Below are 24874 nucleotides of genomic sequence, written 5' to 3'. Positions count from 1 at the left end.
CCGAAGATATCACAGCGCAAAAATCATGTTTGGTGGCGATAGCGGAGGGGTTCCACACGTACCCATCCCGAACACGACCGTTAAGCCCTCCAGCGCCGATGGTACTTGGACCGCAGGGTCCTGGGAGAGTAGGACGCCGCCAAGCAAACATCCTTACTCAGTATTATACTGAGAGATGTGTTGACTACTAGTTAATATTCCCTGATAGCTCAGTTGGTAGAGCACTCGACTGTTAATCGAGTTGTCACAGGTTCGAGTCCTGTTCGGGGAGCCATATGCTCTCATAGCTCAGTAGGTAGAGTGCATCCATGGTAAGGATGAGGTCACCGGTTCGATCCCGGTTGAGAGCTTAGATATTGCAAGGCCCGTTGGTCAAGGGGTTAAGACACCTCCCTTTCACGGAGGTAACAGGGGTTCGAATCCCCTACGGGTCACTTTATATGGAGACTTAGCTCAGCTGGGAGAGCATCTGCCTTACAAGCAGAGGGTCGGGGGTTCGATCCCCTCAGTCTCCACCATTATTTATTTTGTAAATATTGGATACACTATATATGAAGATAATACTCATCATATAAAAATGTTGGGGATTAGCCAAGCGGTAAGGCAACGGACTTTGACTCCGTCACGCATAGGTTCGAATCCTATATCCCCAGCCATTTATATGAGCCATTAGCTCAGTTGGTAGAGCACCTGACTTTTAATCAGGGTGTCGAAGGTTCGAGTCCTTCATGGCTCACCAGTTAATCATATGCGCGTGTGGCGGAATTGGCAGACGCACTAGACTTAGGATCTAGCGTCCTTGACGTGGGGGTTCGAGTCCCTTCACGCGCATTGATTTTTTGCGGACGTGGCTCAGCGGTAGAGCATCGCCTTGCCAAGGCGAGGGTCGCGGGTTCGATTCCCGTCGTCCGCTCCATATTTTGCGCCCTTAGCTCAGCTGGATAGAGCGTTTGACTACGAATCAAAAGGTCGGGAGTTCGAATCTCTCAGGGCGCGCCATTTACTGTCGGGATGTAGCTCAGCTTGGTAGAGCACCTGGTTTGGGACCAGGGGGTCGCATGTTCAAATCGTGTCATCCCGATCGTATTTGCGGGTGTAGTTCAATGGTAGAACTCCAGCCTTCCAAGCTGGTAGCGTGGGTTCGATTCCCATCACCCGCTTCATTATACTTATTGTAAAGCCTGATCTTATGGATGGGCTTTTTTTTGTATATTTACTCCCCGTCGGGTCACGCACGAGGTCTATTTTTCATATGCACTTGTTGTAAAAATTATCTATAATTAGAATCGGAATGGATCTCTTCTCAAGGCGCGTTGATGTGATGACAAAGGTGTAGAAATACGAAGTATAACTGAATATTTTATTCGAAAATTGTCAAAAAACCTGTATTTTCTATCACAAAACTAAAGATTTTACCTGATTTTTATTGTATCATGTTATGAAGGTGTCAATTATGACGGACGATTAACTTTGTATTCAGCTGGAGATAGGAGGATATGCATGACAGAACTTATGGCAACCGCAAACAAAAACAATTCAAATAATTTGTTGCGTCGGGATGTGAGGTTTCTAGGTAATATACTTGGTGAGGTTCTGGTACATCAAGGAGGGAACGAACTCCTGAACGTTGTTGAGAAGATTCGCGAGACGAGCAAGGCTTTACGTGCTGAGAATACACCTGAATTGTTCCAGGAGTTTATGAGCATGATTCAGGGGCTTGATTCGGATCGACGTCATCAAGTTATTCGTGCTTTTGCGATTTACTTTCAATTGGTGAACATCGCTGAGCAGAATCATCGGATCCGCCGTAAGAGAGATTACGAGCGTTCTGCGGGTGAGGCTGTACAACCGGGTTCTATTGAAAAGGCTGTACAAACATTGAAGGATAAAGGCTTTGGCTACACCGAGGTACAGAGCATCTTGGAAACTATGTCCCTGGAGCTAGTCATGACCGCGCATCCAACCGAAGCATCTCGTCGAGTTATTCTTGATATACATAAACGTATATCTGAGGATGTTATGCTCTTGGATAATCCAACGCTTACGCATCGTGAACGTGAACAGCTGCGTGAGAAGCTGCTGAACGAGGTCATAACGCTCTGGCAAACAGACGAACTGCGTGATCGCAAGCCTACCGTGCTTGATGAGGTAAGAAATGGAATGTACTATTTCCATGAAACGCTGTTCCATGTATTGCCGGATGTTTATGAAGAGCTGGAGCGCTGCTTAGAAAAGTATTATCCAGAACATCGCTGGCATGTGCCTACTTATTTACGTTTTGGCTCCTGGATTGGTGGAGACCGGGATGGGAATCCATCAGTAACGGCTGACGTGACCTGGGAGACCCTTAAAATGCAGCGTAAGCTTGCTCTGCGTGAATATCAGCGTATCTTGATTGAATTAATGGGTAAACTGAGTTTCAGCACAAATATCGTTACAGTTTCTGAAGAGCTCATGTCTTCTATTGAAGAGGATCGTCAGAAGGTTGTTCTGAAGAAAGCGGATATTTGGCGGAATGAGAAGGAACCTTATCGCATTAAAATCGCCTACATGCTTTCCAAGCTGAATAATGTGCTTGATGACAACAAAGTCGGCCAGTCAGACCGTTACGCTTCACCGGAGGAATTGATTAACGACCTGAAGCTAATTGACCGCAGCTTGAGATATCATTATGCGGATTATGTCGCAGACACTTATGTTAAAAAGATTATTCGCCAAGTGGAGCTGTTCGGCTTCCATACCGCGACTTTAGATGTTCGTCAGCACAGCCAAGAGCATGAGAATGCTATGAAGGAAATCTTGGCTCATATGAACATTGTAGATGATTATTCTGCTCTGTCTGAGGAAGAGAAGATCGATTTGCTAGCCGGCTTGTTGAGCGATCCACGACCATTAACTTCTTCGCATTTCAGCTACAGCGAGAGCACACAGGAATGTCTTGAAGTATATCGTACGATCTACAGAGCTCAGAAGGAATACGGCAGAAACTGCATTAACAGCTATCTGATCAGTATGACCCGAGGTGCTAGTGATCTGCTCGAAGTAATGGTCTTTGCCAAAGAAGTAGGTCTCTACCGCAGAGAACCAGATGGTAATGTGATTTGTACCATTCAATCTGTGCCACTATTCGAGACCATTGAAGATTTGCATGCAGCACCAGCGATCATGAAACGCTTATTCGAATTACCGGTATATCGCAATTGTGTATCTGCGATGGAGGATCTGCAGGAGATCATGCTGGGTTACTCGGATAGCAACAAAGACGGTGGAGTTGTTACAGCAAACTGGGAGCTGCTCGTAGCCATGAATGAAATTACGGCAGTAAGCCAGAAGTACAATATAAAACTCAAGTTCTTCCACGGACGTGGAGGAGCGCTTGGTCGCGGCGGTATGCCGCTAAACCGCAGTATTATGGCACAGCCGCCTCATACGATTGGTGGAGGCATCAAGATTACGGAACAAGGAGAAGTACTCTCCTCCCGTTATTCCCTGCAAGGGATCGCTTATCGAAGTCTTGAACAGGCAACATCGGCTCTTCTGACGAGTGCTATGGTTGCGAGTGTGGAGACACCGGTTGAAGAAGAGGCTTGGAAGAAAATTATCGTATCCATCTCAGAGGCTTCTCTGAAGAAGTACCAAGATCTTGTATTTAATGATCCTGACTTCTTCAATTTCTTCAAAGAATCTACGCCGCTGCCTGAGGTTGGTGAGCTGAATATTGGATCCCGACCTTCTAAGCGGAAGAACAGCAATCGTTTTGAGGACTTACGTGCCATTCCTTGGGTGTTTGCTTGGACACAGAGCCGTTATCTCTTCCCTGCATGGTACGCGGCTGGTACAGGCCTACAGAGCTTCTATCAGGGCAAAGAGGAGAATCTGAAGGTGCTTCAGGATATGTATAAGAACTACCCGTTCTTCCGTACATTGATTGATACTGTACAGATGGCGGTAGGCAAGGCAGACATGAACATCTCGAAGCAGTACACTTCTATGGTACAGGACGATGAGATTCGTGCTCGTGTCAAAGGAAAAATTTTAGAAGAATATGAACTAACAAAGGATCTGCTTCTAAAAATTACAGGGCAGCAGGATATTCTGGATAATGTTCCTGTAATTCAAGAATCCATTCGATTACGTAATCCGTATGTTGATCCGCTAAGTTACTTGCAAGTGCAGTTGCTGACTGAGCTTCGTGCATTGCGTGAACAAAACGGAGACGACTCTGAATTGCTTCGGGAAGTGCTGCTTACGATTAACGGCATTGCTTCAGGGATGCGGAACACAGGTTGATTATAACCATTTAAATATTGAACTGGGTTCGATCTTCGGGAGCTCTCTTATCTTAAGTAGGAGAGTTCCCGATTTTTTTTTTGACAATTGATAGTGTAAATGATTGATTTTTAACTGCACATGAATTACGATTTGAATGATGTATTTTTTGGGATACGAGCGGTACGAAAGACCCATCAGCCAGTCTGGGGGAATATATGGTGGATAATTTGGAGAATAGGTTGGTCAATCTAATACTTAAGGGTGATCAACGGGCTTTCGCTGAGCTTGTGGAATTGTATAAAGATAAATTGTTTCATTTGGCTTATCGGATGCTGAACAATAGACATGAGGCAGAAGATATTGTGCAGGAAACTTTTTTGAGAGTATACCGGAATATGGAGAAATATGATCCAGAGCAGAAATTCTCAACTTGGATCTATCGAATTGCAACGAATTTATGTATCGATAGACTCCGGAGAAAGAAGCCTTCCTACTCGCTCGATGCCGAGCTTGGAGATCAGGAGGGGACTGATGGGTATGCCATGATTCCAAGCGATAACCGGACCCCTGAGAGTGAAGCGCTGTTGTCTGAGACGCAGCGAATTATTCGTGATGCAATTGAAACGCTGCCTGCAAAGTACAAGTCGATCATGGTGCTTCGTTATTTACAGGATCTATCTCTACAGGAGATCAGTGATGTATTAGGGATGCCTGTCACAACCATTAAGACAAGAGTACATAGAGGCCGTGAATTTTTGCGTAAAAAGCTAGAATTTAAATTGTAGCGGTTCAAGCGTGAAATTGATCCGGCTCCTTTTTTAAAAATGCTGCATAAATTATTGAAACGTTCTTAGATGTGCTTCGTATTTAATGGAAGCAAGTCTTATGTCTGTATAAATCATACGGCAAATAAGACTTCAAAGATCTAGAGGAAAGGATATGCTCATATGGACTGCAAGGAAAGCACCTCTTTAATGCATGAATATTTAGATGATGAACTATCGTTGTCCCAAAAGAGCGGGCTCGAGAGTCACCTGTCGATATGTCCCGACTGCCGCATGCGGTTTAAAGAGTTGGAACAGACGGATATGCTGCTATACGCAATGAGACATTATTCACCGTCTGCTTCAGATGAGCTGACTGATCGGATCATGAGTGCTGTACCAGAACCAAAGAAACAGCAGCCATGGCTGAAGTGGGTCAAAAGACACCCGGCCCTAACTGCTGCAGCCATTTTTGTAATCGTGATGTTTTCCAGTACGATCAGCTTTTGGGACCAGAGTAATCAGTTGATTGTCAGTGGAGATGATCTAGATCAGATTGTGATCGAAGGGAACGATGTCATTGTACCTGAGGGCAAGTCGATTACAGGGAATTTGACGGTTGAGAATGGGACTGCAAAAGTATACGGTAATGTGGAGGGTAACCTCACGATTATTGATGGTCATTATATGACGGCCTCTACAGCTCATATCTCAGGACAAATCAAGAGTATAGATCAAGCGCTGGACTGGATTTGGTATAAGATAACAGATGTGATGAATGTCGTAGCTTACCGCTAATAAATGCTAACAATAGTAGAACATTCCTTTATAAGACCAGAGAGCCTCTGTTATGAGGGCTCTTTTTTTAATATTTTCAGGGTATAATGATAATAATTGGGAAAGGAATAACGAGCTCGCTTGCAACTTGCACTTTATCGTTATAACCTAGATATGATGAAGAACATACTATAACTAACTCTTAAGAATGAACGATGATCATGCCAGAGCCCTTATAAACCATAAAGGATCATGAAGAGCTTAGTTCGATCTATCTTACAGATATATGAATGTGGACATTTACTCAACTAGGGAATATCGGGGGCAATCGCATGAACTATTTTGCGGATTTGACATGGCAAGAAGCCATTAAGGATATTATAGATATTTTAATTGTAGGTTATATCATATACCACATTATGCTGCTTGTTCGCGGGACCCGCGCTGTACAGCTGTTGAAGGGCATACTTCTGCTCGTTGTCGTGTGGGTAGTCAGTACCTGGTTTAATCTCTACACACTGAAGTGGCTCATGAATCAGCTATTTACATTCGGGGTGCTGGCACTCTTTATCATCTTCCAACCGGAGCTTCGTCGTGCGCTCGAGCAATTGGGCCGTGGCAAATGGTTTAACCGGATTACGGCGGATGATGAGGAGTTCAGTCGTTTTACGAATGAAATTATTAAGGCTGTGAATTATTGCTCTCGTCGCAAGATTGGCGCACTCATTGTGTTCGAACGGGAAACAGGACTGAATGAATATACGGAATCAGGGATCAAGATGAATTCAGTTCTGAGCTCTGAGCTGCTGATTAACATCTTTATTCCGAACACACCGCTTCATGATGGGGCTGTTATTTTACAAGGAAAACAGATTGCAGCTGCTGCTTGCTATTTGCCTTTGTCAGAGAACCCTTTTATCAGCAAGGAGCTGGGAACGAGGCACCGTGCAGCGATAGGAGTAAGTGAAGTAGCAGATGCAGTAGCGATTGTTGTGTCTGAGGAAACAGGACAGGTATCCTTAGCGATTAACGGACAAGTGGTGAGGGATATTAAGGAGGAATCCTTGATCTCTAAACTGCATGAAGAGCTTCGTCCTTCTTCAACACTGAAAGAAAAGAGGCACTCGATCTGGAAACGGAAGGGGGGCCAGGGTAATGGATAAATGGTTCAACAATAACAATTTTACCAAAATATTGGCGCTGGCTATCAGTTTGCTGCTATGGGCTATGGTTCATTCGAACGATGTTACACCTACACCGACGACAACTGCATCTGTTGAGCCTCGGGTAATTGATAATATCACCATTGAGCCTTATGGCATCGATTCATCGAAGTATGTCCTTACGTCTGTCGATGCAACAGAAGTCGAGATGCAGGTCAGAGGACAACGCTCGGTACTGACTTCTGTTTTTACAGATGAATATAAAGTTCGGCTGGATCTCAGCAATGTGGGTCCAGGAACGAGCACCTTACCGCTAAGTCATGTGGTGCCAAACGGGGTCGAGTTCGTTAAGATGGAGCCTTCTACGGTGACGGTAACTGTTGAAGAGCTGGGGACAAATACATTTGATGTTAGTATCGTACCTACGGGTGAGCCAGCCGCAGGATATTTGGCAGGAGATCCGGTAGTTACACCTGCGGAGCCGGTTAAGGTCACTCTTCCTGAGAGCCAGCTGGCAGCCGTAGGCAAAGTCGAAGGAACGATCGATATTGAAGGAGCAACGGATACAGTAAGTGAGAAGAGAGTGCGTCTCAAAGCCTTCGATCTCGATGGGAATGAAATTGAAGGAGCTGTCATAGAGCCTGAGTCGGTGGCTGTAGAAGTGCCGATTACGGAGCAGTTTACCAAAGTCCCATTTAAGGTGCATTACACCGGACGTCTTCCGGATGGTCTGACCTTATCTCAAGTGGAACCGAATGTAAATGAAGTAACTTTATATGGAAGTCAGGAGCTGCTGGCAGGCGTCGAGAACTATAATGGAGTGACTTTGGACCTTAGCCAGATTTCGGAGGCGGGGACACATACAGTTAACGTGGACTTGACGCCGCCCTCCGGTTTTGAGAAAATCGAGCCGAGCTCCGTGCAATTAGAAGTGACGGTTGCATTATCCGATGAAGTGCAGGATACGGAAAAGGTGATACGGGATGTCCCCATCGTAGTTAAGGAGCCGGGCGGCAGTCTGGAAGCAAGTGTTACGAGGCCAAGGGACGGCTTGAAGGATATCACCATTTCCGGACCCAGTAATATGCTGGATAACATAGATGCGACGGATCTAGAGCTAATTGCAGATGCGAGTGATTTGGCAGAAGGCTCACATGAAGTGACCTTGCAAGTCAATGCACCGGATTACGTAACGGTCAAGAATTCATCGGCTGACCTCACTATCGAGGTTCAGGTGAAAGACACCTCTACCGAAACGACTGCTCCGCCAACTGAACCCGATGCAGGATCGGGAGAGGAAGAGGAGAACAGTGGTACAACGAATGGGGAGGACAAGGAAGAAGAGTCAGATCCGAGCCAGGAAGGGAACGGTGACCCGGGTGATTCCGGTGAAGATACTGATGCAGCCAATCCAGCACCTTAACATGAGCTTACTGCCATTTTTACAGTAACAATGTATCAGCCATTATTAATTAATATTATGAAATGCACGAAATTGAATTAGATCGATATCTTTCTAAAGCAAGCTTGCTAATTGACTATTCACATATGACAAAAAGGAGTTCAGGAGAATGGGGAAATATTTTGGTACTGATGGAGTTAGAGGGGTTGCTAATAAAGAATTAACGGCTGAGATGGCCTATAGCATTGGACGTTGCGGAGGATATGTACTCGCTGGAGGAGTAGACCGTCCGAAAGTGGTTATCGGGATGGATACACGTATTTCAGGGCTTATGCTGGAATCAGCGCTCGTTGCAGGTCTCTTGTCCATTGGTGCGGATGTTATTCGTCTTGGTGTCGTTTCGACTCCAGGCGTAGCGTATCTGACACGCACGCTTAAAGCAGACGCAGGAGTCATGATCTCGGCATCTCATAATCCGGTGGAGGACAATGGAATCAAATTCTTTGGCGGTGACGGCTTCAAGCTGTCTGATGAGACAGAGAATAAGATTGAGGAATTGATGGATGCATATGAAGACACCCTTCCTCGTCCGATTGGCAGCGGTCTGGGCACGGTTACGGTCGACAAAGAAGCGAAGTTTACTTATCTGGAGTATCTAAAAACAACGGTATCTTCCCGTTTTGACGGATTAAAAATTGTACTGGATTGCGCTAACGGTGCTGCGTATGAGCTGGCTCCAAAACTTTTCGCTGATCTCGGAGCAGAAGTCATTACGATTGGTGCTGAGCCTGACGGACTTAACATCAACGAGCAGTGTGGCTCGACACACCCTGAGAAGCTCAAGGAAGAAGTGATTCGCCATGGTGCGGATGCAGGTCTTGCATTTGACGGCGACGCAGACCGGTTGATTGCAATTGATGAGACCGGAGCCGAAGTGGATGGCGACTTTATTCTGTGCATTTGCGGCGATGCGATGAACCGTGCAGGCAAGCTTCATGATGGAACGATTGTGTCCACCGTAATGAGCAATATCGGTTTCTACAAAGCAACTGAAAAATTAGGACTCAAAACAGCAAAGACTGCGGTCGGTGACCGTTATGTAATGGAAGAAATGCGCCGCGGGGGCTACAATCTGGGCGGTGAGCAGTCCGGCCATGTTATTTTCCTGGACTACAATACGACGGGAGACGGGATGCTGACTGCGATTCAATTGATTAATACGCTTAAAGAATCGGGCAAGAAGCTGAGTGAGCTGAAAGGTCTGATGAAACAGTATCCGCAAGTGCTGGTCAATGTTCGTGTCGAAGACAAGAGCAAGTATGAAGGCAATTCGGTTATTGAGGAAGCAATCGCTATGATCGAGAGCAAGCTGGGTGACAATGGACGTGTACTGGTTAGACCATCTGGCACAGAATCCCTGATTCGTGTTATGGCAGAAGGACCGGACCGTATAGAGCTTGAGCAGTTCGTTGAGCATATCGCGGGTGTAGTTAAGAAGGAACTGGCAGGGTAACCTGGTTGTCCTGCTCTTAAAATAAGCCCGTGTGACTAGAGTCTAGTTTCACGGGTTTGTTTTTTGGGTATTTATGATGAAATTTGCTTGGAGGTATATTGCTCCATTGCAAAACTGACATCAGATGCATATAATGAGTTGTGTGATTCAGACATAGAAAGTGAGGGTTGAGGTTACAACAGCATTACAAGCGCCAGAACTTGTTCCAGTGTACGGAACCATTGTTATGTAAAACAATGGACAATGGTCAAGTTGACGAGGTGGGGGTGTTCGGATTGTTCGGCGGGGACCTCCCGGTAATCCACCATACCGTAAATCGAAAACGGAAAAGAAACAGGCGACTGTTTTTACAACGAATCGATAGGTGATACAAAATTAGAATGTGCACGAGGAGAGCATACTTCAGCATTACATGAGTGATGATATGCGTCATCGTGACATCGACATAGGATAAGACGGAAGTCATTTCATACGATATCAAGGCCACTTTATTGGCTGTCCAGTTGTATAATAACACACTGGTTCGTGCTATGTAGCTTACCGTAAAGGGTTTGTCACCCGCATATCAGACTATTGTTTACTCATGTCTATTTACATGCTGATGGTGCATTTCTCCCGGTCATGTTCAAACATTCGAATCGGAGGAATTTTACCTATGTGTGGAATCGTTGGATATATTGGAACAAAGAATACGCAAAATGTGTTGATCGAAGGACTGAAGAAACTGGAATACCGTGGTTATGACTCTGCGGGTATCGCCGTTTTCACTCCAGAAGGTCTGCAAATTACGAAATCTATCGGTCGTCTTGCGAACCTTGAAGCTAAGCTGGAGACGGCTCCGCTGCAAGGAAGCGCAGGAATTGGACATACACGGTGGGCAACTCATGGTAAACCATCGGATGAGAACTCTCACCCGCATACAGACAACAGCCTCAAATTCTCTGTAGTTCATAACGGGATTGTAGAGAACTATCTGGAGCTGAAGGATGAGCTGATCAGCCAAGGCTGTGTATTTACTTCGGAGACAGATACTGAAGTGATCTCTCATTTGGTTGCTCGTGAGTACGACGGTGATATCGTGAAAGCTGTTCAAAAAGCGATCACATACATGCGTGGTGCGTTTGCACTCGGCGTTCTGACAGAATATGAGCCAGATAAATTGGTTGCTGTTCGTCAAGCCAGTCCGCTGATCATCGGTATCGGTGAAGGTGAGAACTTTATCGGCTCCGATATTCCGGCTATTCTCGAATATACTCGTAACGTGTACATCTTGAATGACGGCGAAATGGCAGTCCTGACACAGGATTCTGTCGAACTGATGACAATTGAGGGGAATTTTATTTCTCGGGAAATGATTCGTGTCGATTGGGATGCAGTTACAGCTGAAAAAGGCGGATTCGATCATTTCATGCTGAAAGAAATCTACGAGCAGCCTAAAGCTTATCGTGAAACGATGCTGGGCCGGATTTCTGCAGATCACAAAAAAGTATTGCTTCCTGATCTGAACATGACGGAAGAGCAAATTAAAAATATTAAGAACATTCAAATTATTGCTTGTGGTACGGCTTACCATGCAGGTCTCGTTGGCCGCAGCATGATCGAGCATCTGGCACGTATTCCAGTCGAGACGGACGTGGCTTCCGAGTATCGTTACCGTTCACCAATCGTGAACTCTGATACACTCGTTATCGTAGTCAGCCAATCGGGTGAAACAGCGGATACCCTTGCAGCACTTCGTGAAGCGCAGGCTAATGGTGCTCATGTACTTGCGATCACTAACGTGGTGGGCAGCTCCATCGCTCGTGATGCAAACGACGTGCTTGCAACACTGGCAGGTCCTGAGATTGCTGTTGCTTCTACGAAAGCCTACACTTCTCAGCTGATTGCATTTGCTCTGTTCAGCTTGTACCTCGCTCAAGTGCGTGGCACTCAAACAGAAGAGACGGTAGCAGGCATTATCGCTGCGATGCAATCTCTGCCTGAGCAAGTGGAGAAAATGCTGGATCAAGCGGAGACCATTAAGGATTATGCTGAGCAAATCTCCAGCCATAAGAACCTGTTCTTCATCGGCCGCGGCGTAGACTACGCTGTTGCTCAGGAAGGCTCCCTTAAGCTGAAAGAGATCTCTTACATCCACTCTGAGGCGTATGCAGCAGGTGAACTGAAGCATGGTACGCTTGCATTGATCGAAGACGGTATTCCGGTGATTGCCCTGGCAACACAGGAGGATGTACTTGAGAAAACAGTAAGTAACATCAAGGAAGTAAAAGCACGCGGTGCAGACGTTATGGTGATTACGCATGAAGAGCATGTTGCGAACCTGCTTAAATCCGTAGACCAAGCATATGCAATTCCGAAAACATTGCCGATCCTGACACCAGCACTTTCCGTAGTGCCGCTCCAGCTTCTGGCATACTACGCATCTCTTGCCCTCGGTCTTGATGTGGATAAACCACGTAACCTGGCGAAGAGTGTAACTGTTGAATAATTTATTTAATAAAATAAATTCATTTGATATTTGTCTGGTTACATTAAAGTTAGTTTCTAGACATTATAGTTGGTGCCTTTACACTAAAGTTAGTACTTTTACAATAGAGTTTGTATCTTAATGGTTGCATCTTAGGATCCCAGCTGATATTTCGTATTAAAGTTTGTGATGTAATACTCAATATTGATAATATTGGTGGTTCTACCAAATTATTTGTGTTTTTTGTTGTAAAAAGTGCCCTCATTAGCTTATAACTAACGAGGGCACTTTTATTTTTAATTGATATAAGAACATGTGTCTGCAATATACAGTAGTCAAATGTTCTCATTGGAGTGATCAACATTTCGCCTGATTGCCCGGCCATCCGTAATAATCATTTGCGACTAAAGGCAGATATCGAGCGTGTAACTGTAAGACAAATCATGCGTCTGACAACACGGTGAAGGAATATTGTTTGTAACTTCTTAATCCAACATACAAATGAGCTCAGATTAGTCTGAGCTCATTTGTTGTTTAATCAAGAAAATCAAGGATCTTAATAAGATTAGAAACAAATTTCGTGTTGTAGAGGATGTTGAAGCCTTTATTGAATCCCTTGCAAAGATAGGGTATATGAATGTTTATCACAAAATCTTGCTTAACAGAAGGTTTTTCAGAAGAGGTAAGGAAGAGCAGGAACGCATCATTTACATATTTATGTTTATGGAAGTGAAGAATGGCATAACAATATTTTGTTCAGGGATTATTTAAGAACTCATCCAGAATGCTTAAGCAGTACAATCAATTAAAAAAGAACTTGCAGAAAAGTATCCCCATGACAGAGTTGCTTATACCAATGCCAAGCATGCATTTATTTTTGATGTAATTCAAAAGGGAAAGTTGAGTGAGAAGAATAACCAAACCATTGATTATGTTAACGGGAAACGTTAGTTGATCCTAAGACCTCAGCTTTCCCAAGAATTTGTTTGCTAAAATGACTGTTAAACTCCATCAAAAAGAGTTGATTTAATGTTCACTGTTACTGTAGAAATACTCATGATCGAAAAAACCAATTTCTTGAATGGATAGATTCACATGATACATGAGAACGCGACAGACGAATACGAGAAGGGAGTTCTGGCAGGGCTCAGATAGATGATAGATAAAATGGGGGTTAAGGGAGTTCCATATTCTGTCATGGCAGAAGAAACTTCAATCACGATTAAATCAAGATTTTATTAATGAATGTACGCAGATATTTGAGGGAAATTGGATAGATGAGGTATGGAACAGTGGTTTTGCATTGTCTATAATTGCTGTTTTAGATCTATTTAAAATCCATGTTGTAGAAATCCCAACTCCAAAAAATAATAATAAATCGTTAAGCTAACGGGAAACATTAGTTCAATCAAACAAGGAGTAGTTTGCCTCGGCAGCTGCTCCTTGTTTTCATTACGAATGGGCAGGATAGTTCAAAAGTTTCGCGAATACCCTACATATGGAATTATTTACGAAGTTCGTGAATAAGACGTTATAGGAAATCAGCGAAAAACAAGACTAATACAAGACTAATAAATTATGCCAAGTTGTTTATCATTACGATAAAAATAGGAGGTTAGATTTATGCAGAATATAAATTTAACAAGAAGATTCTCTTCAACTTATGGAACAGTATGTTATGGAATCATGGGTGAAGGTCCTCCTTTAGTCCTTGTGCATGGCACTCCTTGGTCATCTTTTAATTGGCGGCACATCATTCCCGCATTAAGTCAATGGTTTACCGTGTATTATTATGATCTTTTAGGTTATGGTGAATCTGAAAAAAATGATGGAGATGTCTCGCTAGGCGTACAGAACAAAGTCTTTGTAGAACTATTAAATCATTGGGAACTTAAGGATCCGTATGCTATTGGACATGATTTTGGCGGAACAACTGTTTTAAGAACACACATGTTAAATAAACGTGACTTTAAAAAGCTTATTCTAATTGATCCCGTGGCAGTAGCACCTTGGGGTTCTACTTTCTTCTCACACGTAAACAAATATGAATCAGCTTTTCAAGGAGTTCCTAGTTATATACATAAGGCTATGGTTTCTGCATATGTTCAAGGGGCAACATATAAACCAATGAATGATGAAACTTTAAAAGGTATATTAAATCCTTGGCTTGGATCAACGGGTCAGCCTGCATTCTATCGTCAAATAGCCCAAGCTAGCCAAAAATATACAGATGAAATTGAAGATAAATATGGAGAAATTAAGATACCAGTATTAATTGTTTGGGGGAGGCAAGACAAATGGGTTCCAATTGAAAAGGGGCACAAATTGCATAGTGAGATAAAGACATCACAGTTTGTTACTATCCCTGAAGCAGGACATTTAGTTCAAGAAGATGAACCAGCAGTTTTGTTATCACATATTTTAAAATTTTTAATTTAATGTAGAAAGAATAATTCAGGAATTTCGAAGAAGTCGCTGACATCCTATAACAATGTGTTCACGCATCGCCGGACAAGCCGCCTCGGTCCCGGAAGTTAAGTCGAAGAAGTAGATGCCGGGACACATCCGCACCGACTAACCACATCGCGGCCGCTCACTATCGTTCGCTTAAGTCGGGGGGACGTCGTGAACACATGGGAAGTACTGTAATTGAATATAGAATATCAGAACTTTGCAAATATTAATTTCTATTTTACGACCTGTCGGGGGACAAGAACATATTCCCATTGAAGTCGCTAATTAAGCGGCTTTTTTATGTTATCGGTACAAGTTCGTGTCCCGAGTCAAGGACAAGAACATGTACCGATTGCCGGAATGGACAAGAACATGTACCTATTACCGATTAGATAGATATCTAATAAATATCTAATAAATATTACAGCTTTCTCATTAACTTAACGGGCAGGTTAGTTTAATTATGTTGGTGTATAATTATGTTTAGAATTTTGAAGGACGGAGGTGGAAATTATTAAAATCCATATCATTGGAGGAGCAGGAAGTGGTAAGTCCTACATAGCAGAGTTGTTGAGTCAAAGACTCAATATCCCACATTATGATTTAGATGATAAATTTTAGGACAATGAAGCGGGAGTTTATGGGGTGAAAGCTTCGGAGAAACAACGAGATCAGAAACTTGAAGAATATTTAAGCCAAGAGGCATGGATTATAGAAGGTGTATACAGAGCATGGATAGAACCAAGTCTTTCTGCTGCTGATAAGATTGTTGTCTTGAAGCCTCCTTTGTCTCTCCAAGAAACGAGAATATGGAAACGTTATGAAGACCGTGCTTCAGGAACTGACAAGAGTGGAAAGCGAGAGACTTTAGAGGATATCAGAAACCTATTAGAGTGGAATACGAAATATAATCTTGAAAAACTCCCTCACTTCATAAAGAACTGTGAGTATAAGGATAAGTTTTTTACTGTAACTAATAATCTGGATATTATTTAGCTATTTCGTGACTAAGCTATGGAAGCACATTTAATATAAACGAGAAATGGGTAATTCATAGGATGCTGCCACCCTATGAATTATTGTTGTATATTATTTTTTAAGTTCTGGAATCGGTGGAATTTGATCCAACTTCACAATGTTAGCTGGATCAATCTTAAATCTTTTATCATATTTTGCAGGATCAGTTATATTGTCAGGCTCCGTATTTCTCCATGAAAGTGTACATGTACCACAAATGTATATCTCCCAGGCATTATCTAGAGGAGCCTTTTTTAATAGACTAACTGTTTCAGATTCGCATCTTGGGCATTTCATGTCATTTCCTCCTAAGTAAGTATAAATCTAAAGTATGCTATGATTTGTAATATTTAGCTGCGCTGCTGTTTCGCAATTTCTCGAAGTAGTTCTGTCCATTCATCAGTTTTCACTGGAGTGGCTAACAGTTCCGTATCTCGTGCGAAATCTGGGGCAACAGGAGTGGTCGCATCGATAACTAGCTTCGTATGCATTCCAGCTGGTTCAGAGGAAGGGTCTAAAGGCATTCCTGGAGCAAATGGAATTTTAAATACGTCTTTATCGGGACGAACACGAGTTGTCAATGCCCACATCACTTGTTCTAGGTTAAACGGATCAACGAATTCATCTACGACAATTACAATTTTCGAGTACGGCATACCATGTGGTGTAGATAACAATCTCATTGCTACGGCTTTACCATATCCACCGAAACGTGATTTTGTAGAGACAATAACGCCAATTCCGTGAGTATACATGGCATTTACGGCTTGAACTTCCGGGAAATCACGTTTTAATTGCTTGTATATCGGTAAGCTTGTATTTAAAGCTACTAGATAATCCACTTCCGTCCAAGGCATACCCAAATACAAGTTCTCAAAAATAGGATTTTGACGGTGGGTTATTTTAGTGATTTTGACAACGGGTTGTTGACGAGAGCCTGAATAACTACCTGGGAATTCACCAAATGGTCCTTCAATTTCTCTCTCACGTGGAAGCACATACCCTTCTAACACGATTTCACTGCGTGCAGGAATGTCTAATCCACCTAACTCGCTTTTCGTAAGTTCTATCGGTTCGCCTTTTAAAGCACCGGCAAAATCATATTCTGATTGAGCATATTCAATTGGTGTACTTGCCATTAGATTTAAAACAGGGTCATTTCCAAGGCAAATAGCAATAGGCAGCGGCTCATTATTTTCCTCAGCATGTCTTAGGTGAACGGCCATGTCATGGAATGGAAGAGGCTGTATGCCAAGTTTGTCCTTACCTTTTACTTGAACGCGGTATGTGCCTGCGTTCTGTTCTTCATAACTATCCGGTTTATTAGGGTCCTTACTAACGATGAGTGCTTTTGACAGGTAAAAGCCAGCATCGAATTCGTTAATGCGGTATAAAGGCAACACTTCAAATAGATCAATATCATCTTCAATAATCACTTCTTTGACCGGAGCGTCTTTTCGATCAACCCAGACTGGCTTGATTGGGTATCGATCCCATGTTTTTTCCAGTTCAAAAAACTGTTCTTTAACAGGAGTATCTTTTGGCAGATTAAGCATTAAAGCGTGGTTTTGCCAAGAACCGTGCACATTAAGTACTACTGGAGTTTTATAACCTTTAACGTTCTCAACAATAACTGCCGGTGCACTTTCCAAACTAGTTGCAGAGCGGCCAATTGCGCTCAAGTCAGGTTCAGGCATCACCGGTTCTTTAATTCGGATAAGCTGATTTTCCGATTCTAGCAAACTAAGAAATTCCCTTAAATCTTTGTACGCCATAGAGCGTTCCTCCTAATACTGAATTTTCTTGATGCAAGAACAACTATACAACTGATTTTTATATATTGAAAATATCTATTAAATATTTATTACATACTTTTAAAATATTAAATTTTGATTTTGTAAATAGCAGATCAATATAAAAGCCGCTACTTCTATTGGAAAGCGGCCTAAAAATAACCATTTTCTAATTATTTCAAACTATTGTTTTTTGGTTAATCCATTCCAACGTTTGGCTGCTGGTAGATGAATACCGAATTGATCCAAGGTACGATATACAATGTGATCAACAATATCTTCAAGGGTTTCTGGATGATTATAGAAGGCAGGCATAGGAGGAAAAATGATGACGCCCATTTGAGATAAATAAAGCATGTTTTCCAGATGAATGTTATTTAAAGGAGTTTCTCGAGTCATAAGAAGCAGTTTTTTACGTTCTTTAAGAATGACATCGGCAGATCGAGTCACAAGATTATCTGCTAACCCCATGCGAATGGAGGCGAGTGATTTCATGCTGCATGGGGCTATAATCATGCCGTCGACTTGAAATGAACCACTTGAAATTTTTGCGCCCAAATCCTTGTTTGAATATACATAATCGGCTAAAGCTTCTACATCCTTCAACGTATAAGATGTTTCTGTCTGAAGGGTAGCCCCAGCCCAAGTGGAGATGACGAGGTGAGTTTCTATTCCAGCTTGCTTCAACACTTGCAGTAAGCGTATTCCATAAATGGATCCAGTTGCACCGGTCATGCCTACGATAATTTTCAAAATGATCTACTCCTTAAAGGGTCATATTTCTAATACTTCTTCTAGTAAGGGATTATACGCCCACATTTTTAATATTGAAAATATCTATAAAATATTTATATAATACTTTTATCGTATAAGGGAGGGGACATATGGATATCCGACAACTTCGCTATCTAATTGCAATTGCAGAAGAAGGAAGTATAACAAAAGCTGCTCAGGCCCTGCACATGGCACAACCTCCATTAAGCAAGCAACTACAGTTGATGGAGGAAGAGCTAGGCGTCACTTTATTTGAGCGCAACAAGAAGAGAAAAGTAACATTAACGCCCCAAGGTGAGTTGTTTCTCAAGAAAGCTAAAAATGTCGTACAAACAATGGAAGAAGCAGTTGTTGAAGTTAAAGAGTATGGGGAAGAGGTTAGCGGAACACTATCAATAGGTTTAACTATCTATGATGCAGCATTGATGATGTCTATATTGAAGCAATTCCGTAATGAATACCCTCAAGTCAGATTCAGTATCTGGGAAGGAAATGCTACATTTTTGATCGATTGTTTGGATAATCGCCAAATTGATATAGCGATAGCGTATGGTCATTTTGCAAAGGAACAATATCAAACAAGATACATTGATAGAAACGAATGTGTTTTTATTGTTCCAAAAGATTTTAAATTTAAAGCTGATACTGTAGATGTTGCGCTTATTTCCACCATACCATTGATTCTTTTTGGTCCAGTAGAAGGGAACAGCTTATATCAACAAATCATTCAAGAATTTAAGCAATTAAAGTTGCAACCCAATATACTATGCGAATGCCATGATTCCTCAATGCTACTAAGTTTAGTTAAGTCCGGATTTGGGGCTACGATCTTGCCACTATCCATGGTCCAAACTCAGTTGACAGGGGATTTTGACATTATTAAGATTGAAAACAATCCTTGGGCTACTGAACCTAGCTTAATTTGGAGGACAAACGGCTATTTGTCTGCTGCAGCTAGAAGATTTATAGACTACTTTGAAGAAACAATTCTACAATGACAATTCAAGGACAAGAACTTAGTTCGATGTCGAGGGACAAGAACATATTCCCATTGAGATCGCTAATTTTAGCGGCTTTTTTGTTTTATCGGTACAAGTTCTTGTCCCAAGCCAAGGACAAGAACATAGTCCGATTACCTATTAAATAAATATCTAACTGAATTTACAGCTATTTCATTAAGCTAACGGGCAGGTTAACGGAATAAATAGTAATTGCAGAAAAAAGGCAAAAAAGTCTTTCTGACGAATTTATACGTAGACCAGCTAGATTAAATATAGAGAAGGAGACGGAAAGAAGTATGGATAAATTAATATCGCTATTAAAGAATCAGCACGTTGATTATGAAGTCGTTGAACATAATATTCCGATTAACACAGCACAGCAAGGTGCTAATTATTTTGGTATTGATATTGGCCAAACTGCCCCGACACTAATATTCAAAACAGATAAAGGCTACTATGCTCTGATCATTTCTGGTGATTACGGACGAATCGATCTTATTGCTTTGCAGGAGAAATTTCAACTTCAAGAGATCAAATTTGCGAAGCCTAATGAAGTAGAACAAGTAACTGGAAGTAAGATTGGAAGTGTATCGTTAATAAACCCGGATATCCCAACATTCATGGATAGAGAGTTATTTCGATTTAATTATGTTTATGGAGGTACAGGGGTTCCACAAACGACATTGAAGATCAATCCGAAGGATATTGAGAAATTAAATCATATCGCTGGATACATAAGATAGGGCAAACTTCTTAACTCTTTCGTTGCGCTAAAACCAGCTAATAGCTTGTCAAGATTACCAGTAAAGTGAACTTAAGTCATGTGATATAGTAAAAATAAGCATGACAATTAACCCTCCAATTCCTTTTTGGAAGGTTATACCTATATGAAATAGTTAGACAGTGCGGAAAGATTTTTTACTTTTCAGGATGACATAAAGCCATATCTGAAAAAGAACTAGAACATGCTCTCCATCTCATTAACAACTGACCAAGAAAATGTTTAGGATGGAAGACGGCTGACGAATCTTTTGAGAATGAAGTGTCGCACTTGGATTGACAACATCTATAAAAAGCATTTATTAATGGCAATGAGTGATATTAAAGGAAGATATGGAGGCGTGCTTGAGATGGAGGCGGTGAAATCCAGTTGCAATTTTTATTTTCCTGCTGAAAAATAATGGTTACAAACTTTACTTCCGCGTTGATTATAAAAAAATGTATTCTCTCCCGAATATCAAGCTTGTGGTCTAACTGACATGCCTAAGCCATTGACGGTCGACATATCTCCACTTATGAATATTAGAAACCATTGTTTTTGTGGGACCGATTTAAGGAATAAAAAGAAACCTTAGCGATATAACCGTCGGCTAAGGTTTTGGCAGCTAATTACCTCTTACTCTTTCTGATGTTCGAGAAGTTCAATGAGCAGCTTCAGCTTGGAGGACGTATCCATATAAGCATAGATGTATTGTCCAGCGGCATCTTCCCCTTTTTGCAGAACAGGCATGTGCTCACGCTCCATCAGGAGGATCTTCTCTTGCATTCCTTCAACGAAAAAGGCGATATGATGAAAGCCTTCGCCATGACGGTCCAAGGATTCACGCCAAGTGGACGGATGATCGTCCGGCTCGATGAGCTCCAACTGAATCGATCCCATATCCAAGAACGCAAGCTTGGCACGTCCCTCGGTCGGCTTCCCTCTGAACTCCGTAAGTGTAATTCCAAACTCATCTGACCAGAACCAACCGCGATTATCGATGCCGAAGAAATCGGCATACGCTTGACTCGCTGATTCAATATCATGGACGAGCAACGCTATTTGCGCAACGGCAGTTGTGCCTAACATGCTTTTAGTCATGCTAAATGTCTCCTTCGTTACCGTCAGAACCTTTCGTTAATCACGATTTGATCCGCTGAAAAACGGTTCGTAGCGTACGCAGGTTGTTCTGCATATCCCATTGCCACCATAACGACTGGAATATAGCGTTCTGGGATATTTAATTCTTCTCTAAGTGCATCCGCGTTGAAGCCACCCATAGGGCATGTGTCAATCCCGTGAGCTTTTGCTGCCAGCATGAGCTGCATCGCTGCAAAAGAAGCATTTCGTATGGCATCGTGTACGCCGGCGGTTGCGACATTCTCGTAATAATTGTTGACATCATTCACCATATTGTTCACGACGTCTTCCGTCATAGCCCCCGACCGAACCATTTCGTCATATACAGCTTCCGCATTTTTATTCGCCTCCGTGTCACCCAAGACAATAATGACGGCTGAAGAGTCTGCCACTTGCTGTTGATTGTAGGCTGCGGGCAAGATGCGGTTCTTGTTTTCCTGATTCTGAATCACGACAAATTTCCAGTGCTGAAGATTCCATGCCGATGGTGCTGAACCCGCGGCTTCTATGATGGTTTTTAAGGTAGCTGGTGGAATCTCCACACCCGGTTGATACTTTCTTACGCTCCCGCGTTCTTTCATCACTTGAATAACACTCTGCTCCACAGCGTTTACCATAACCGTTACACCTCATCATTTTATTATATTTAAATAGTTTTAATCCGACGAAACATCCCGTTAAGCTGGTTTCCGACAGTATTCCAAACCTAACCGGTAAGCTTGCTGCAGCAAACCTTGACGATACTCTGCATTCTCATTCAAGGTATCGTACAGGATTTCGACTCTGGAGTCCGGAATGCCCGAATAGCTGGCGATCCCTACATTCAGATGCTGGCTGAGCATCTTGTCGTACTGTCTTTTCTCAAAATGTTCCGGCGGAGCTCCTGCAAGACCTAGCCATAAAACTTGCCGATGATGCAACTGATTCGCTCCGTATGCAAAACCATTATTCCAAACCCGATCGATATACCCCTTGAGCATGGCCGGCATGCTGTACCACCAGATCGGAAAGATATACGCGAGCGCATCATGCTTCCTCATTCGTTCCATTTCCGCTTCCACTTCGGGCGAATAGATTTTGCGGCTGTCCGACCAATCTGGTTCGTCGGCTTCCCCTAATATCGGATTAAAACCGTGCCGGTGCAGATCCAGCACCTCCGATTCATGCCCGGCGTCCTTCAATCCTTGGACGAAGCGCTCCGCGACAGCAAAAGTCAAAGAATTTGTTCTCGGGTGGCATACAACCGATAAGATCCTCATCGTGAAATGAACCTCCTTTCTTAGGATGTGTGCAGAGAAGCTAACCCGTAACAAGCTAGTTATACTTATTACTTTACTTATGGTAAGTTATAATTTTACAAAGGTCAAGTTAAAATTACCAAATAATCAATTCAACTTGACTAATTGTTCATTTAAACCTTATGATCATGGAGATTATGACTCACACATTTATAAAAATACTGGAGGTATTGAGCGTATGGGGGAGATTCGTAATGCCGAACGTACGCGGAACAATATATTCGCTGCGGCACGTAAAGAATTTTTCGAAAAAGGATATACAGGAGCTCGTTTGGAGGCCATAGCGGCGGGCGCCGGCGTGAAAAAGCAATTGCTTTATCACTACTTCAAAGGTAAAGAAGACCTGTTCGAGGCCATGTTAGAGCAAATTCCGGATAAAGAGCCGGAGTGGGCTTCCATGAATCCTACCGATCCTGTTCATATTGCGGAACACCGGTTTAAAGTCAATGCCCAGCTTAGGATGGATTTTTTAAGATTTACCACCTGGGAAGCTCTCGAGAAACAGCCCGAACAGCCTAACCGAAAGAAAAAGAGAGAGGCCGCGCTTCATGCCTATGTGGACGATATGAAAGCCAAGAAGGCGGCCGGTCTGGTTCCCGAAGATCTGGATCCGGTTATGCTGACGCTAGCTCTTATTTCTTTATCCAACTATCCTCTGATCTTAGGCGATGTTACTAAAATGGTTACCGGGACCGAATCTACCGACCCGCAATTTCAAGAGAATTGGGCGAGCTTCCTTACGCAGCTCAGCGCGCGAATTTTTAGGGAATAGATCCGTTTTTAACGTCTCACTGACACAAATGAATGTGAACAAGCCTGATGACGACCGCTGTTCAGAATATGAGAAAGATGGCCCTACACTTGGCCAAGCAGGCTATTTGAGGGCGATCTTTACGATTTGGTCTACCAATTCAATCATTCTCCATCACTTGCAGGAGTGTCTAACTAAAAACTCTCACAAGAAGCTTTTTTCTCTTCAGTCTGGGACACAACCTCAAGGTTGTGTCTTTTATATGCTTAGCGAGTCCAGAGGCACGCATCCCAAGGTGGTGAAAGTCCGGTCGCGGGAGGGGCATGGTGTTCGTTCAGAATGAAAGGGGTATTTCATGAATATTACGAAGTATATTGAAGAAATTCTAGTTGATAGATTTGCTCAATTTGGATTTAAATATGAGAAATCGGATTTTAATTGGACTTTTATAAGAGAGATTGGTGGGGTAAAGGAATACATCGAAATTGAAAAAAGTGAGTGGTACAAAAATGCAATAAGATGTGAGTACCGAAAGGGCACTTCTTCTAGAAATACGATTGCCTTTCTGAGAGATCGGATAGAACAAGTCCATGTTTATTCAGATGAAACTACTCTAAGAGAAGAATTAGAATCTATAGTAGAGGTAACAGAAAAATTTGCTATGGATTGGTTTGAAACCATAAAGGTTGGGGTTAAAAGTTCTCCAGATAATTTTCTAGGAAGTGAGTGGAATATTACAATACAGTCTTTTATAAGTGAAAATAATATTGACTTGAACAATCCCCAATCAATATTGACTTTAGACAATTTACTAAAAAAGGAGATATCGAGAGAGGATATATATTCAGTTAGCTACTGTTTCGGGGAGATTACAAGACATCATCTCGGGGGAGAATGGGATGTTCATTCAGAAGATGGACCTTTTATAAAGAATATCGCAGGCTCAAAAGAAATGACTCTCAAACCATATAATCTGGTGATGAAGACAATGGTGGCTCCTAATGAGTTAAGTTTAATGTATTTTTTTGAAATTTTTAAAAATGCAGCTAATGAAATGAATTAAATCAATATAATTGGAGAAATATCTATCTGAACAATTAGAGCAAGCGTCATGTTTATCTTTATATCCCTATTACCTTTACAGTCACAGTAGTTTAAACTATCATGAAATGGTGGGGGTGCTGAGATGAGCAACAATAAAATTACCTCCGACCTGCTGCGCGGACATACCGATACGATGATATTACGCTTATTATCCGAGGCTGATCGTTACGGATACGAAATCGTCAAATTAATTGCAGAACGTTCAGGCGGAGAATATGAACTAAAGGAAGCGACGATGTACTCCAGTGTTAGGCGGCTTGAGGCAGAGGGTGATATTGAATGGTACTGGGGCGATGAATCGCAAGGTGGAAGACGGAAATATTTCAGAATCACTGATAAGGGCAGAGAAACGTATCATCGTAATATAGAAAACTGGGAATATGCGAAGCGAGTTCTTAAGGACTTATTATGAGGAGCTGATCGA

At 42.4% G+C, this 24874-nt stretch carries 21 protein-coding genes, 11 tRNA genes, 1 rRNA gene and 1 pseudogene; 28 read left to right on the top strand and 6 right to left on the bottom strand.

Features of this window, described 5'->3' with window-relative positions:
* The first annotated feature begins 28 nt into the window (after positions 1-28).
* The 22 genes from rrf (at position 29) to BLW49_RS24595 (ending at position 15808) form a co-directional block, all read left to right on the top strand.
* Positions 29-145, top strand: a 5S ribosomal RNA gene (gene rrf / locus BLW49_RS24700).
* 53 nt (positions 146-198) lie between these two features.
* Positions 199-274, top strand: a tRNA-Asn gene (locus BLW49_RS24695).
* Positions 275-277: 3 nt separating this feature from the next.
* A tRNA-Thr gene (locus BLW49_RS24690) sits at positions 278-350 on the top strand.
* Positions 351-362: 12 nt separating this feature from the next.
* Positions 363-434 (top strand) — tRNA-Glu (locus BLW49_RS24685).
* Between the two features lie 8 nt (positions 435-442).
* Positions 443-518: transfer RNA gene (locus BLW49_RS24680), tRNA-Val, on the top strand.
* Positions 519-581: 63 nt separating this feature from the next.
* A tRNA-Gln gene (locus tag BLW49_RS24675) sits at positions 582-656 on the top strand.
* A 7-nt stretch (positions 657-663) separates the two neighbouring features.
* A tRNA-Lys gene (locus tag BLW49_RS24670) sits at positions 664-739 on the top strand.
* Positions 740-750: 11 nt separating this feature from the next.
* A tRNA-Leu gene (locus BLW49_RS24665) sits at positions 751-831 on the top strand.
* A 10-nt stretch (positions 832-841) separates the two neighbouring features.
* Positions 842-916 (top strand) — tRNA-Gly (locus BLW49_RS24660).
* A 6-nt stretch (positions 917-922) separates the two neighbouring features.
* Positions 923-999, top strand: a tRNA-Arg gene (locus tag BLW49_RS24655).
* Positions 1000-1007: 8 nt separating this feature from the next.
* Positions 1008-1081: transfer RNA gene (locus tag BLW49_RS24650), tRNA-Pro, on the top strand.
* A gap of 8 nt (positions 1082-1089) precedes the next feature.
* Positions 1090-1160: transfer RNA gene (locus BLW49_RS24645), tRNA-Gly, on the top strand.
* Positions 1161-1500: 340 nt separating this feature from the next.
* Entirely contained in the window at positions 1501-4290 is a 2790-nt protein-coding gene (gene ppc, locus BLW49_RS24640; protein WP_076315783.1) for a phosphoenolpyruvate carboxylase, read from the top strand.
* Positions 4291-4490: 200 nt separating this feature from the next.
* Positions 4491-5057, top strand: coding sequence for an RNA polymerase sigma factor SigW (gene sigW, locus BLW49_RS24635; RefSeq protein WP_170862593.1), 567 nt, complete (start codon positions 4491-4493; stop codon positions 5055-5057).
* Positions 5058-5219: 162 nt separating this feature from the next.
* Positions 5220-5834 carry a zf-HC2 domain-containing protein gene (locus BLW49_RS24630; protein WP_090727497.1) on the top strand — a complete coding sequence of 205 codons (615 nt, stop codon included), beginning with the start codon at positions 5220-5222 and terminating at the stop codon, positions 5832-5834.
* Positions 5835-6145: 311 nt separating this feature from the next.
* Positions 6146-6976, top strand: coding sequence for a diadenylate cyclase CdaA (gene cdaA / locus BLW49_RS24625; protein WP_076315786.1), 831 nt, complete (start codon positions 6146-6148; stop codon positions 6974-6976).
* A complete protein-coding gene (locus BLW49_RS24620) occupies positions 6969-8399 on the top strand; it encodes a CdaR family protein (RefSeq protein ID WP_090727496.1) in 1431 nt (476 codons plus the stop codon). Before cdaA ends, BLW49_RS24620 begins: the two co-directional genes overlap by 8 nt.
* A gap of 148 nt (positions 8400-8547) precedes the next feature.
* On the top strand, positions 8548-9891 hold the full coding sequence (gene glmM / locus BLW49_RS24615; RefSeq protein WP_090727494.1) for a phosphoglucosamine mutase: 1344 nt from the start codon (positions 8548-8550) through the stop codon (positions 9889-9891).
* A 655-nt stretch (positions 9892-10546) separates the two neighbouring features.
* Positions 10547-12379, top strand: coding sequence for a glutamine--fructose-6-phosphate transaminase (isomerizing) (glmS, locus tag BLW49_RS24610; protein WP_076315789.1), 1833 nt, complete (start codon positions 10547-10549; stop codon positions 12377-12379).
* A gap of 692 nt (positions 12380-13071) precedes the next feature.
* Positions 13072-13167, top strand: a complete 96-nt coding sequence (locus tag BLW49_RS29560) for a GrpB family protein (protein WP_256209939.1) — start codon at positions 13072-13074, stop codon at positions 13165-13167.
* A gap of 814 nt (positions 13168-13981) precedes the next feature.
* Positions 13982-14797, top strand: coding sequence for an alpha/beta fold hydrolase (locus BLW49_RS24600; protein WP_090727493.1), 816 nt, complete (start codon positions 13982-13984; stop codon positions 14795-14797).
* Positions 14798-15457: 660 nt separating this feature from the next.
* A complete protein-coding gene (locus BLW49_RS24595) occupies positions 15458-15808 on the top strand; it encodes a P-loop NTPase family protein (protein ID WP_090727491.1) in 351 nt (116 codons plus the stop codon).
* Positions 15809-15901: 93 nt separating this feature from the next.
* Here BLW49_RS24595 and BLW49_RS24590 read toward each other — a convergent pair whose 3' ends face one another.
* From BLW49_RS24590 to BLW49_RS24580, 3 genes are all read right to left on the bottom strand, one after another.
* The gene (locus tag BLW49_RS24590; RefSeq protein WP_076315306.1) at positions 15902-16126 is read right to left on the bottom strand and encodes a non-oxidative hydroxyarylic acid decarboxylases subunit D; all 225 of its coding nucleotides are present in this window, start codon (positions 16124-16126) and stop codon (positions 15902-15904) included.
* Between the two features lie 53 nt (positions 16127-16179).
* Positions 16180-17604 (bottom strand): non-oxidative hydroxyarylic acid decarboxylases subunit C, encoded by a 1425-nt coding sequence (locus BLW49_RS24585; RefSeq protein ID WP_076315307.1) that lies wholly within the window; start codon positions 17602-17604, stop codon positions 16180-16182.
* Between the two features lie 201 nt (positions 17605-17805).
* Complete coding sequence (locus BLW49_RS24580) at positions 17806-18375, bottom strand: non-oxidative hydroxyarylic acid decarboxylases subunit B (RefSeq protein WP_090727490.1); 570 nt, start codon at positions 18373-18375, stop codon at positions 17806-17808.
* Positions 18376-18506: 131 nt separating this feature from the next.
* Between BLW49_RS24580 and BLW49_RS24575 the strand changes: the two genes are divergently transcribed.
* The 3 genes and pseudogenes from BLW49_RS24575 to BLW49_RS29335 all read left to right on the top strand — a co-directional run.
* Positions 18507-19394 (top strand): LysR family transcriptional regulator, encoded by an 888-nt coding sequence (locus BLW49_RS24575; RefSeq protein ID WP_076315308.1) that lies wholly within the window; start codon positions 18507-18509, stop codon positions 19392-19394.
* Positions 19395-19693: 299 nt separating this feature from the next.
* Positions 19694-20140 carry an aminoacyl-tRNA deacylase gene (locus BLW49_RS24570; RefSeq protein ID WP_076315309.1) on the top strand — a complete coding sequence of 149 codons (447 nt, stop codon included), beginning with the start codon at positions 19694-19696 and terminating at the stop codon, positions 20138-20140.
* A 200-nt stretch (positions 20141-20340) separates the two neighbouring features.
* Positions 20341-20457, top strand: a pseudogene (locus BLW49_RS29335) (IS30 family transposase); the annotation flags it as partial.
* A 336-nt stretch (positions 20458-20793) separates the two neighbouring features.
* Here BLW49_RS29335 and BLW49_RS24565 read toward each other — a convergent pair.
* The 3 genes from BLW49_RS24565 to BLW49_RS24555 are packed head-to-tail and all read right to left on the bottom strand — an operon-like array spanning position 20794 to position 22556.
* Positions 20794-21258 carry a VOC family protein gene (locus BLW49_RS24565; RefSeq protein ID WP_090727488.1) on the bottom strand — a complete coding sequence of 155 codons (465 nt, stop codon included), beginning with the start codon at positions 21256-21258 and terminating at the stop codon, positions 20794-20796.
* A gap of 23 nt (positions 21259-21281) precedes the next feature.
* Positions 21282-21914 (bottom strand): nitroreductase family protein, encoded by a 633-nt coding sequence (locus BLW49_RS24560; RefSeq protein ID WP_090727487.1) that lies wholly within the window; start codon positions 21912-21914, stop codon positions 21282-21284.
* Positions 21915-21974: 60 nt separating this feature from the next.
* Positions 21975-22556, bottom strand: a complete 582-nt coding sequence (locus tag BLW49_RS24555) for an NAD(P)H oxidoreductase (protein ID WP_090727485.1) — start codon at positions 22554-22556, stop codon at positions 21975-21977.
* Between the two features lie 217 nt (positions 22557-22773).
* On the opposite strand from BLW49_RS24555, the gene BLW49_RS24550 reads away from it, so the two are divergent.
* The 3 genes from BLW49_RS24550 to BLW49_RS24540 all read left to right on the top strand — a co-directional run bounded on the left by BLW49_RS24550 (position 22774) and on the right by BLW49_RS24540 (position 24862).
* Complete coding sequence (locus BLW49_RS24550; protein ID WP_076315313.1) at positions 22774-23367, top strand: TetR/AcrR family transcriptional regulator; 594 nt, start codon at positions 22774-22776, stop codon at positions 23365-23367.
* A 334-nt stretch (positions 23368-23701) separates the two neighbouring features.
* Positions 23702-24409 carry a hypothetical protein gene (locus tag BLW49_RS24545; protein ID WP_090727484.1) on the top strand — a complete coding sequence of 236 codons (708 nt, stop codon included), beginning with the start codon at positions 23702-23704 and terminating at the stop codon, positions 24407-24409.
* A gap of 123 nt (positions 24410-24532) precedes the next feature.
* Positions 24533-24862 carry a PadR family transcriptional regulator gene (locus BLW49_RS24540; RefSeq protein ID WP_090727482.1) on the top strand — a complete coding sequence of 110 codons (330 nt, stop codon included), beginning with the start codon at positions 24533-24535 and terminating at the stop codon, positions 24860-24862.
* Positions 24863-24874 lie beyond the last annotated feature (12 nt).

It is taken from the genome of Paenibacillus sp. PDC88, assembly GCF_900106725.1.
Taxonomy (GTDB): domain Bacteria; phylum Bacillota; class Bacilli; order Paenibacillales; family Paenibacillaceae; genus Paenibacillus; species Paenibacillus shunpengii.
Note: the sequence above shows the minus strand (reverse complement) of the source record. Positions and strands in the feature narration are given on the sequence as shown.